Annotated in this window: 9 protein-coding genes and 1 pseudogene; 4 read left to right on the plus strand and 6 right to left on the minus strand. The window is 63.3% G+C overall.

What is annotated here, in order from left to right; all coding sequences use genetic code 11:
* The first annotated feature begins 346 nt into the window (after positions 1-346).
* Complete coding sequence (locus VKZ50_13605) at positions 347-802, plus strand: hypothetical protein (GenBank protein HLJ60756.1); 456 nt, start codon at positions 347-349, stop codon at positions 800-802.
* A gap of 156 nt (positions 803-958) precedes the next feature.
* Here the strand turns inward: VKZ50_13605 and VKZ50_13610 are convergent, their stop codons facing one another.
* The 4 genes from VKZ50_13610 to VKZ50_13625 form a co-directional block, all read right to left on the minus strand.
* Positions 959-1306, minus strand: a complete 348-nt coding sequence (locus tag VKZ50_13610; GenBank protein ID HLJ60757.1) for a luciferase family protein — start codon at positions 1304-1306, stop codon at positions 959-961.
* Positions 1307-1758: 452 nt separating this feature from the next.
* Positions 1759-3405: an alkaline phosphatase family protein gene (locus tag VKZ50_13615; protein ID HLJ60758.1), complete on the minus strand. Its 1647-nt coding sequence runs from the start codon at positions 3403-3405 to the stop codon at positions 1759-1761.
* A 563-nt stretch (positions 3406-3968) separates the two neighbouring features.
* Entirely contained in the window at positions 3969-5654 is a 1686-nt protein-coding gene (locus VKZ50_13620) for an HD domain-containing phosphohydrolase (GenBank protein ID HLJ60759.1), read from the minus strand.
* A gap of 536 nt (positions 5655-6190) precedes the next feature.
* Positions 6191-7213, minus strand: coding sequence for a GAF domain-containing protein (locus VKZ50_13625; protein ID HLJ60760.1), 1023 nt, complete (start codon positions 7211-7213; stop codon positions 6191-6193).
* 189 nt (positions 7214-7402) lie between these two features.
* Here VKZ50_13625 and VKZ50_13630 point away from each other — a divergent pair, with 189 nt between their 5' ends.
* On the plus strand, positions 7403-8488 hold the full coding sequence (locus VKZ50_13630; protein ID HLJ60761.1) for a helix-turn-helix transcriptional regulator: 1086 nt from the start codon (positions 7403-7405) through the stop codon (positions 8486-8488).
* Between the two features lie 434 nt (positions 8489-8922).
* Positions 8923-9276, plus strand: a pseudogene (locus VKZ50_13635) (NAD(P)/FAD-dependent oxidoreductase).
* 225 nt (positions 9277-9501) lie between these two features.
* On the opposite strand, the gene VKZ50_13640 reads toward VKZ50_13635, so the two are convergent.
* On the minus strand, positions 9502-9663 hold the full coding sequence (locus tag VKZ50_13640) for a hypothetical protein (protein ID HLJ60762.1): 162 nt from the start codon (positions 9661-9663) through the stop codon (positions 9502-9504).
* Between VKZ50_13640 and VKZ50_13645 the strand changes: the two genes are divergently transcribed.
* Entirely contained in the window at positions 9595-10317 is a 723-nt protein-coding gene (locus tag VKZ50_13645) for a hypothetical protein (GenBank protein HLJ60763.1), read from the plus strand. The two genes, VKZ50_13640 and VKZ50_13645, sit on opposite strands and share 69 nt — an antisense overlap.
* Positions 10318-10736: 419 nt before the next feature.
* Here VKZ50_13645 and VKZ50_13650 read toward each other — a convergent pair whose 3' ends face one another.
* Positions 10737-11543 carry an alpha/beta hydrolase gene (locus tag VKZ50_13650; protein HLJ60764.1) on the minus strand — a complete coding sequence of 269 codons (807 nt, stop codon included), beginning with the start codon at positions 11541-11543 and terminating at the stop codon, positions 10737-10739.
* Positions 11544-11721: the final 178 nt, after the last annotated feature.

The raw sequence follows: 11721 nt of genomic DNA on the forward strand, positions 1-11721 counted from the left end.
TATATCCGACATTCGACATCGTGTCAAACTTGGCTAACCGGCATTTCCCTCGCCTCGTCACCACGAAACCAGCGGTTGCACATGGCCGCCGTCCTGCCTGCGGCGCCGTGGCCGCGCACAAGAGGTCCTCGAAGCGTGTATCGCGTACACGAACTGTGCGTGCGGATATCCGTGCGACCGTCGCCAGGGTCGAACGCGTTCCCCGGGACCTGCCCGCGACTCGGCAGCCTGTTTGACGTGAGCACCGGCCAAGGCACGGACGCTCGGCGCGCACAGCGGTGGCGACGTATCGCGTCTACGACCGAGGCGACAAGGCGCTCGTGGAAATCGGCCAGGAGGCAGGCACATGGCACGCCAGGTGAGCGGGATCGAAGCGGTTCGCGAGTATGTGCAGAAGCGCATCGACCGATGCACCGCTCGGATCAAGGTGGCGGGAGCGTCGGCGGCTGGTGCACGGCGCAGAACACGGAGCACGACCGCGCGTGCGGCGCCAGAGCTCGCGGCCCGCCGGGCCTATCGCGACGCGTTGCGGGCGTTCGAAGACGGCGTCGTGACCGAGGCGCAGCGACTCGCATCCGAGGAGATCGGTCGGGTGAAGACCGCCCTCGAGCGGCTCTACGAAGTATCACTCCACCCCAACCACGCCATCGCGGACGCTGCCGATTGGGCGATCGTCGAGGGTGAATCGCAAGCGGCCCTCAATATCTTACGCGAGGCCGACCTGGGCGCCGGCGGCTCGAGATTGGGTGAGGGGTCGTCCGGGCCTGGTAGAGGGGCGGGTGGCCGGACCGCGAGAGCGTGACCGTGTGAGCAGGCAGTGCTGGGCTGCCGCACGATATTCGTGGACCGCCACGACGAACCTGTAACGGCAGCACGGCCGACGCAGAGCGGGCGCGGACCGCGTCAGCCAGGGGGCGGCGACCCACCCCGCTGGGTAGTGACGAAATCAGCCGACGCACTACCCGGCGCCTGTCGACCTTCCCCCTTCCCTGTGGCTCGCTGCGAGTTCATAGGATCGTCGCAGCAATACGATCGCCTTCTCAACATCCTCTGCCTCACGAATGTAGAAGCTGACCCATCCGCTGTTTGGCAAGACATGGTGGGGTACGGCTTGCCCCGCTGCCACGAGCTCGTGCCACACGCGCGTTGGGAACGGGATGTCAACAAGGCCATCACCGTGGACGTGGCCGATCTCCCGATCTCCCAGCCGATATTCGATCCCACCGAACCGGTGGGGGTTCGTGGTGATGCCTTCCCACCTTGAAACGGTCGCCTCAATTGATTGACCCGCGCCGTGAACGGACATGCTGATCCTCCCTGACGCCTTCTCTGTTGAGACAACCATACTGCGGCTGCCCCGCGCGTGCCACCGTGCGCACGGTCAGGTAGCCCCTGCCTCATGGGCCAGCTTGCGCAAACTTGCTGCGCTTTCGTGCGCGGATGGGACGCGGCCCGTGACCGCACGCGTGGGGTTCCGCCACTGGCTACGGAGGCTGAACGAAGTACTGAGGCGCTGGTGTCGACTTGAAAACCAGGTGGCGGGGTGTCAACGCACCCCGCCCCTCTGGTCCGGTTCCGAGGCAAAAAGGCGCTTCCCGGTGGTTCCGTAGGCCGCACCTCGCGCACGCGGTCACATCCGATCGCTCCCGACGAAGGGCTCCCGCGCGCAGGCAACGATTGCCCGTCGGCCGGATCATCCACGCTCTCTATACCAACGAATCTGTTTGGACTTCTTGTTGTGGTCTTGCATGTACGGTCTCACGGCATTGAGGCCGGACCCGCGACCGGGTGGGTGGACAGAATTACCGGGCGGCGCGCCGACTGCGAAAAGTCGAAGTCTGAGCGCAAGTCGCCCAGAATCGTGGCGTTCTCACGGACATCCGGCCGCGAGTCGGGCCGTCCGTCGGTTCTGGGATCGATCCGCGCTCCGTGCAAGAAGTCGTCCTCGATGAACTTATTGAAGGCATCGAAGGAGAGCGTCTGATGGTCGATGTACCCTTTCTTCGCGTAGGGACTGATGACGATACACGGGACCCGGAGCCCGTACCCGCGGCCGTCCACCTGCGGTGGTGCCACGTGATCGTAGAAACCACCCCAGTCGTCCCACGTCAGGAAGATTGCCGTCGACGTCCAGTCGGGGCTCCTCATCACAGCGTTGATGAGCGACGTCACGTAGGCCTGGCCAGCCGCAGGAGTGGCGGGCGGGTGCTCGCTATCGACAAAGGAAGGGGCGATCCAGGAGACTGACGGTAGCGTCCCTGTCCCAGCTGCCGCGTAGAACTGGGACAGGTCCTTGACGTTCGCCAGTTGACCATCCTCCTTCACATCCTCGAAGGAGGGAAGCGGATTCCAGATCGACGGCGTCGCGGCGCTCTGCGGTCGAGGCGTGCAGCCTGCCGTGGTTTCCTGCGGGTTGCCATCACAGTCCGGTTGGATACCCTTCTGCACGTAATAGGCCCACGAGATACCGTTCTTGTGCAGCAGGTAGGTGAGGTCGGTCCAGGGGTACGGGCCGGTTCGCGCAGTCCGCTGCGCCTGCGCGGCGCTCCTGAGCTGCTGGCGATCCGCCGAGGAGAGTGGCGCCAGGCACTGTTGAATGACCTGGCGTCTCGCCGATCCCGTGACCTGCCCGCCTGTGACACCGCGTTGAGTCAAACAGGCGACGAACGGCTCGGGCGCGACCCCCAAGAGGGAGCCTCCCGCGAGTGCCGGATCGCTCGTGCAGCTCATTGGGTCTGTCGGGTTGGTACACCTAGCGGCCCATCCGCTGACCGTGTACAGATGCGCGGGCAGGCTCCACGAGTCCACGGACTCGAACATGTGGGTATCCAGCGCGAAGTCGGCGGCATAGGTCCAATAGTTGGGAATCTCCCGCGCGTCGTGATAGCCCATCACGTCCGTCGGGCCCGAGGTCAAACAGTTCGGGTTGACGTTGTTGGTGACCCCGCACCCGCGGTTGGTTCCCTCCTCGGCGCTCTTGATGAACCCATCCATCCTCCCGCCATCGATGTCGGTGATCGCGGCCTCCAGACTATGACGTGCGCCCCCGTTTACCTGGCTGGCATCGTGATAAGGGCGCTGACAGCCACCGCTGCGGGGGTCGGGGACGCAGACCGTGAACTGTCCGTTCTTCCTCGGCAGGCCATTGGCTCCTGGGAAGGTACCGAAGTATGAATCGAACGACCGGTTCTCCTGCATGACAATCACGACGTGCCGGATCTGTGTGATGTCGACCGGCACGGCCGGCGAGTTCTGCGCGGACCCCATCGTCACAACGAGCGCCAGGAGCAGTGCAACAGTGAACAGGCGGAAGGCTTGCGCCCCGCAAGACCCGTGAATCGGTTCACTCAGCTTGGTGGCCCGATCCCACAGGATCGTGAGCTTACGCCTCAGTAGAGTGGTCATCGTTCTCCTCCCTGGTCGGGCACGCGCGACCGGCCCCCGGCTCCGCGGGTCGAACATCCGACCAACGCAGAAACATCTCGTGCTTCGACGGGGCCTGATAGTCCTAGTATCGTCGCCGGCGTGTGTTGAGGTTCCGGAGAAGGACGGTCCAACAATGACGCCGTCGTGTTGTTTTGACCAGGTGTTTCACGTGGGCGCCATTTCTAGCTGCAAGTTGACCCTTCGGGACACCAGCTTCTCCATGCGCTGGCATCCTCGAAAGACGCTCGCGGCATGACCTCGCGGCAGCTTGAACGCGCTACCCGCGCACCGCCTCGGCGACAAACATAAAGACAGCGCGGCGCGTACGAAATGGAAGAGCCAAGTCCAACGCCCGGCGCCACGATCCAAAACATACCAGATCACATCACGCGTCTGTTGTGTCAGTCTTCCCGTCATCTTCCACGTACCCTGATACGTGAGCCCGCACTTCTCCATGACCCGCCGGGACGCAACGTTGGTCGGAATGGTCCTTAGCCTGCTTGTGTTGCCTCTCGGCGAGCTCGGGCGCGGGCCAGTACGACCTACGCTCCTTCCATGGGAGTGGAACTCAGTGGCAGGCTGCGATAGCGGTATTTGCTCCCGGCCATCCCCACAAGGTCCAACGACAGGAACGCCTCCACGACATTGGGATCGAAGTGCTGGCCCGCCTGCTCGCGGATATACGTGAGCGCGTCAGCCTCCGACCAGGCCGTCCCATAGGGACGGTCCGAGGTCAGCGCGTCCCACACGTCCACAACGGCAAAGATCCGCGCCGCCAGGGGAATCGCCTCCCCACGGAGACCCCGCGGATACCCCGTCCCATCCCATTTCTCGTGGTGACCGTACGGGATGTCCAGGGCCGGCCGCAGATACTCAATCGGCGCGAGCAGGTTGTGCGCATACTCCGGGTGACGCCGCATCACCTCCCACTCGGCCTCCGTGAGGGCCCCGGGCTTGAGTAAGATACCGTCGGGAATGGCCATTTTTCCGATGTCGTGCAGCAACGCCCCGCGCCGCAGGTGCACAAATTCGGCATCGACGACCCCGAGCGCGCGAGCCAACCGCTCGGTGAGGGCTGCCACCCGTCGGCTGTGCCCTTCGGTCTCGCGGTCCCGAAGATCCAGCGCTCGCGACCACCCTTCGATCGTCCGGTCGTATGCGATCGCGAGATCCGTGTTTACCCGTTGGAGGCTGGCGAGCAGCTCGGATGCGTCGATGGCGATTGCCGCTTGGCGGGCCAGCGCTTCGAGGAATTCGTGCGCCTGGGGGTCGGGGTCCGCGGGACGCCGGTAGAATAGCTCAATGACGCCCTTGACGACCCCTTTCGCCACAAGCGGGATCGCGTGATACGCGACAAAGTCTTCCTCGGCGATCAACCGCGCCTGGGTGAAGCCGCCGGGCGCGACTCGGAGATCCGCAACCGAGATCTGGCGCTGCTCGTAGGCGGCTTGTCCGGCATACCCCTCTCCCGCCCGGAGCCGGGTCTCGCGCAACGCGACCGTGCGGAAACCGCGCCCCGTGGCATAGTTGAACGTCCGCGTCGCCGCGTTGAACAGCAGGACGTCGGCCGCATCGGCCCCCAGGTGGGCGCTGATCTTGTCTAGCAGCACCGACAGGGTCACCTCGAGATCGAGGCTGGCGCTTAGGGCGACGTCACCCTCCCGAAGCGCCTCGAGTTGCCGGAGCCGGCGCACTCCGTCATCATGGAACCGTGCGGTCTCCAGCGCAGCCGCAGCATGCCGACAGAAGATCGGGACGATTTCCCGCTCTATCACCGACCATGCGTGAGGTACGTTGTAGTGATAGCCAATGACACCCAGCAGACGACCCCCATACACCAGCGGCCACACCGCCTGTGCGCGAATGCCTTCCGGCTCTCCCAATTGACGACTCGCCGATGTAGGCGCGAGGGTCATGATGTCCTCGAACAAAGCGAGGGGGGCAACCGTCTCGACGGCGTGGTCGACGTCGAGTGTGGCCGTCTGCGCGCGCGGGCCCGAAGAAAGGCCGGTTTCTCGTAACAAGTCCTGCTGCCGACCCAACACTCCGGCGAGGTATCGGGTAGACAACCCATAAGACCATGCCCGCCTCCATGAGTCTTCCAGCAGCCAGAGAGTGGCGCGGTCGGCGCCGAAGAGCGCGAGCGTCGTCTCTCCGATGGCGACAATTGTCTGTTCGCGCGTTTTTGCCAGAGTCAGGCGATCCGCGGCGGTAACCAGCTGCGCCATCAGGCGGGTACGCTCCGCGGCCTCGCTCTGAGCCAGGGAGCCGTCTCCGTCGCGACGCGGTCGCACGGGCCATTTCCGAAGCGCAATGCTAAAGCGCTGCAACGGTGTCTTCATGAGGCACCATTGTTCCGCAAGAGCAACGTGTGTAGTCGCAGGCTGACCACGGAGGCCTCCCTGTCAAGTGCGACCAAATTGCACCCGATTTGCCCTATACCCGACTCGGCAGGCTTTCAGCCACCAAGAGATCCCGTGGCAAATCGACCATCGGAACAAACCGAGGACTCGATAGGCTTTCTTAAGGAGCGCGAGAGTGAACGCGAGCCGCTGGTGCAGGCCGAGCACTCCCCGGTGGGGTGTGTCGCGACCGACTCTCCTACCAGTCAGCGGACATCCGGCTGCGGACGGAGCGTTCGGACGGCCGCATCATGGGCGCGTCATGGGAAGAGACGGCGCTCCTCGTTGCGTTCAGCTAATCCGGGGTCGATGTCACACGGACCACGGCGATCGGTCACGCGACGGGCATCGTGCGGAGCCGCCTATCGCAGCGTCTTGTGCCGCAATCGACAGGTCGCAACGTCCATGAGATCCTGAGGGGTCTGCCCGTCCACCGGCCACGTGGCCGCTCCCCACGCGAGGGAGAGCGCGACCCTGGGATGCGGTGCGCCTGGAACGATCGGTGTACGCTCGACACTGCGGAACACATCGTCGTCCGGGAACACCTCGATCTGGTCGAATTGCTGCAGGAATGCTTCTGCCTCGGCAGCCGTGGTCTCTGGCAACAACAGGGCGAACTCGTCACCGCTCATCCGGGCGGCCACGTCATGTCGGCGACACCCGCGCCGCAACTTGTGCGCGACGGCCACGAGCCCGCGTTCGCCCGCATTGGCTGCCAGCTGCACCACGGTCCGAGGTACTCCAATGGGGCGCAATACGGCCACGGTTAGGAGATGGGGGGTACCGACGGCACGACGGATCTCTCCCTCGACGCGGCTGACGAAGTTTGCCTGCGTGGCGAGGCCGGTGACAGGGTCGTGCGCGGACGCGTCCCGAAGACGCTGATGCACCTGTGCCGCGTTCAGCGTGCCTGCGATGGGTCGCGCGACGAGGTCGAGGGTCGCCACTTCGTCAGGCGTGAATGCGCCAACGGACGCGCGGTAGGCACCAAGGATGCCGATCGGGCGTCCGCCCACGACCAGGGGCACAAACACCCCGGAGCGTTCCTGTGGGGTGCGTGCGCAACCCCGTGGATCTGCGGTCAGGTCCGGGACCACCGCGTTCGCTTGTGACTGGAGCACGTCCCAGACGATCCCGCGGCCCTTGCGCTCGATGGTTCCTTGTAGGTCCGCGTGCGATCCGGACGCGCCCACGACTTTCAGAACGTCGACGCTCCCCTGCTCCAGCATCGCAACGGCGCACGACTCGAACCCGAGATCGTCCCTCAGGAACCGTAACAAGCTGGTCGCGACCGCCGACAAGGTGAGGAAATCCGAGAACTGGTTGGCGAGACGCGCGAGAAACGCGGACGCCGCATCGGCATGTTCATGTGGAGTGTCGCCCACGTTCCCTCCCGTGCCGCACATGTTCAACCGCGATGCCGAGTCGTATCGCACTCCTACCAGGAGGGTTATCGGAAATGGCGAAATAGGCGACGGCGCCGCACTTATTTTCTATCGCCGCACCTCACGTTCGTCAATACGCATCATACGCAGGTCATGTGGATAGCGGTCGATGGGCGCGCGAGGGCGGAAATGGAGGGATTGCGAGCCAGCGATCTTAGGCGAGTCCTGGATTTCCTGCACGTTTTGTACAGCATACACGACGCCGGAGAGTTTCGAGAGCGTCTGCTCTGGGCGCTCCACAGCGCGTTTCCGGCAGACAGCATCAGTCTCACGGACGTGGACCTCCGCACGCACCAAGTGACGGGTACTATCGCCCCCGACATTCCGATGGACCGCACCAAGTTCACACAGCACGCCACGGACCATCCGGTTATTGCACATTACGAACAGACGGGGGACGGCCACGCGCTCAAGATCTCGGACTTTCTCACCCGCCGCCAGTTTCATCGTCTTGGACTCTACTCCGAGTTCTACCGGTGGGTAGGCACGGAGTACCAACTCGCCGCGACGCTGCCCGCCCCGGCGGGACGGGTGACCGGTCTTGCCGTCAATCGCACGCTGCGGGACTTCTCAGAACGCGAACGGCGAATGCTGAATCTCCTGCGCCCGCATGTCATCCAAGCCTATCAGACCGCGTCTCTGATGACCCAACTGCGTCATGATGCTGCACGCGGCGCCGAGGCATCGGGCCCCGCGTATGGACTGATCAGCGTCACGCGTGACGGCCGCGTGCTCTCGATGACGCCAGAGGCGCAAACTGTGCTCGCGCAGTACTATGGGGACATCGTCCAGCCCGGACGTCGCCTCCCCGAGGACTTGGATGCATGGTTCACCCACCACGAGGCGCCGCAAGGGCGCGTCGACGAGGTCCCGCAGGCGCGCCTTCCATTGATACGCGGACACCAGGGCCGCGGGCTGGTCGTGCGACGTGTCGTGGATGGCGAGCAGATCCACCTCGTCGTGGAGCTCCGGGGCCGCACGATTCCGCCCACATCGCTTGAGCGATTGGGGTTGACGCGGCGGGAGGCCGAGGTGATGGCCCTGGTCCTCCAGAATTACACAAACAAGACAATCGCCACTCGATTGGGCATGGATCAGCGCACGGTCGCGAAACACCTCGAGCATGTGTACAACAAGTTTGGCGTGACAACTCGGGGTGCAGCGGCCACATGGACGCTGCAGGGCATCAGGCTCGTCGAAGGCGCGCACGGTTGAGCCCGCCCACTACATCGTCCACCTGTGTGATCTGGTTCTCCAACGGCACGCGAGCCGGCACCGCCGTTTTGAATTCCTCCGCAGTGACCCGGATACAGGCGCCAGTAGGAGGTCGTGTATGGTTTCCGCGCGAGGGGCGGTCCAGAATTTGGGGCGTTCCGGGAATGGCCCTGCGAGCAGCCGCCTTCCGGCCCGGTGTCCCCTCACCGTGACGAACGGACACCTGCGCACTTCGGGCCATCTAGGTCGGACTGCCAGCGACCACGCTCTGCTGAGTATGGGGCAGGCGTTTTTGGCCCGTGGGGAGAACGGACACCGCGGTCGCGATCGGTGCCTCACACCATCATGACGCGCGGAACTGGTACTCGGAGACGGCTCTCCGCGGCGCATGCAGTGGACGCGATTCAGCGGGACACCGACAGCGCCTCCATCTATTGGGAGAGCGGGTACGCGTCGAACACGAAGAGAATGCCGATGCGATGGGCAAGGCGGCCGGGCGAGCGATGGCCGGGGCACAAGCGCCGTACCGACACCTCCCGTTCTTCTACTCCGATCTGTTCGAGCTGGGGGACGAGGCCGTGGGTAGTCTGGATCCGCGGCTCGAGATCGCGTCCGACTGGAAGGATCCGTTCCGGGAGGCGTTGTGTACGACCTCGGGAACGGCCGGGTCCAGGGCGCCCTGCTGTGGAACACCTGGGGGCCAGGTCGACACGGCACGCAGGCTGACCGCGGAGCCGGGCCCGTTTCGCCCAGGGGATCTCAAAGGTCGTCTTCGCGCCAAGGGATAATTAGATCATACGACGCGACTGCGGCCAGGCGCGGGCGACTTCACCGGCCCCTTGACACGACCCGCGTTGAACCAGCGCATGCGCTGCCGAGTCCGGTCGGATTGCGCGGCTCCATGCGGTGTAGCCGCAGCGCCGACGACGCTCGACCTCGGGCTTTCTGAGCGCGACGGGCTCGCGTTGCGATCGCGACTACGCTATGATCTCCTGCCGCCCAACATGATACTGTCAGCGCTGCAAAAGCGCGATAACCTGCGAGAAGGCACGCTGGACGGTCGTCCCGTTTATGCGCATGACGATCATCGCTTCCTGCTCTCGATCTTGTTTGAAGCGCAGCGGTGTGGCCATCTCCCGGAACCGTGCACGCTCGTCATGTTCGATCAGCACCACGATGCGGTACCACCACGTACGAAGGAGGCGCTGGATCGGATCGACGAGCTGCTGGCATCATCGCCGACGGGACAAGACATCCTGGACCTGTGCGTGGAGGACCTTTCCAAACTCGATGATGACTGGATCACCGCCGGGATGAGCCTCGGGCTCTTGGACGATGCGGTAATCTTTGGCGTGCAGAATCACGTCCGCGAGGCTGAGACGTTCGTGAGCCCGGGTGGGACCCTGCATCACGTCCACATGCTCGGGTTCCCCGGACCGTCCCTAGCCTACCAAGGAGAGCTCAGCGACCACGCGCGACATGAGGAGCTCGTCGGGTTGTGGGACACGCTCGATTGGCGGCCAGGCGGCTTCGGGACGCGACGCGACCGCATTCTGCTCAGCATCGACCTGGACGCGTTTGTCATGAGTTGGGACGAGTTTACCCTTCCGTGGCCGGACGAAGTCTTTGAGGGACGTTTCTTCAAGCAGTCTGACTATAGCCCTACCCGCGGATGGACCGGGCGTCGTTTCTTCGACGAGCTAGTCGAGCGCGCCGGCGTGATCGCAATCGCGCGCGAACCCGCATACTGTGGTGGCCCAGACAAGATGCACCGAGTGTGGGGGCAAGTCAACCACTTTCTCTTTGGTGACCGCCTGACCGTGTCTTGAGCTCATCCCGTGAGATTATCACACTCCAATCCTACTTCGGGCACCGGCAATGAATCTCGAAACTCTCAAATCCCCAGGCCTCACACTCCCACACGCCAGCCTTTTTCACTGGGGACTTTCGGTCGATCCCTTTCCCTACGCGGACGACACGGCCGCGAACGCAAGGATTGTCGCAACCCCCGAAATTCGGGCAGGGCAGCGTCTGCACTTTAGTAACGGCTTTGGCAATTTCAGCGCGGGCACCCGCAAGCGCGGCTTGAACGGCGGTGGCTGCGGTTGGACCGCGTCCTTTGTCGCGCCCCTGCGCGCTGCGATAGGTCGTTTTGCATCTGTTGATCGGGCCGCGCGGGAAAACATCGTTCGAGGGATAGACTCCAATCGGCATGCCACCGATACCTCCCTCTTCAAGTAGCCGCCGACTACGCAGAGTGGCGCTGCAAAAACTCCAAAGTCTTTGTGTTGAACTCGTCCACCTTCTCGTAAATGGGTGCGTGAGCGCAACCTTCGAAGACTACTAATTCGGCACCCCGAATGCTACCTTTCATTCGGTCGGCGAAACGCGTCGAAGTAACCATATCATATCGCCCAAACGTAATCTGAGTTGGGGCTTTGATCTTACCGAGTTGAGATTCAACGTCGTGCGCTATCACCGCATCCGATTGCCTCATGAACGCGTCCACGGGTTGTGCAGGCCTTCCTCTGACAAAATCAGCCAGCGACTGGACGTACTCGGGCTTCGCTGCATGGAGCTCAGGAGTCAAGCACCACGGGAAAACACCGAGAATAACCATGTCCGCCACATTCTCCAAAGCTCTGGCCATCAATCGCCAGCCTTCCACAACGGTTTTCAGGAACGGATCGGTTCTCGTCCAGCCACTGTGGAGAGACAATGACTTGACCCGACGGGGACATTTGGCCGCAAGCCACATGCCTGTTGCTGCGCCCAGTGAAAGACCGGCGACATGAGCCCTTTCGATCCCCGATGCCGGCATGAACGCGGCAACATCGTCTGCAAACAGCTCGGTGGAGTAGATCCCCTCGGGCTTATCAGTTTCGCCCGCTCCCCGTGGATCAAGGGAAATGCACGTAAAGTGTTTTGAATAGTCTGCAACCTGAAATGCGTAGCAAGCATGGTCGGCTGCCAGATAGGGAAGGAGAATCAGAGGTTCTCCAGTTCCTTGCTGATCATAATTCACCGTCATGCCATTCACTTTGATCTTGGGCATTCTCTCTTCTCCTCTTTCGTGTTCCTGGAGACTTGCACTAGCAGGCTACGGAAAAATCAGGTGCGAGCATGACCATGCCTCCGGAACCGCAATCAGTTCGCAGCGCGCGTCCGTCGGTTAGCGCGTCCGCGCCGGTGGCGCAAGGACCACGAGCAACGCGGGTATGTGCCTCACGCCC

The sequence above is a fragment of the bacterium genome (genome assembly GCA_035295165.1).
Classification (GTDB): Bacteria; Sysuimicrobiota; Sysuimicrobiia; order Sysuimicrobiales; family Segetimicrobiaceae; genus JAJPIA01.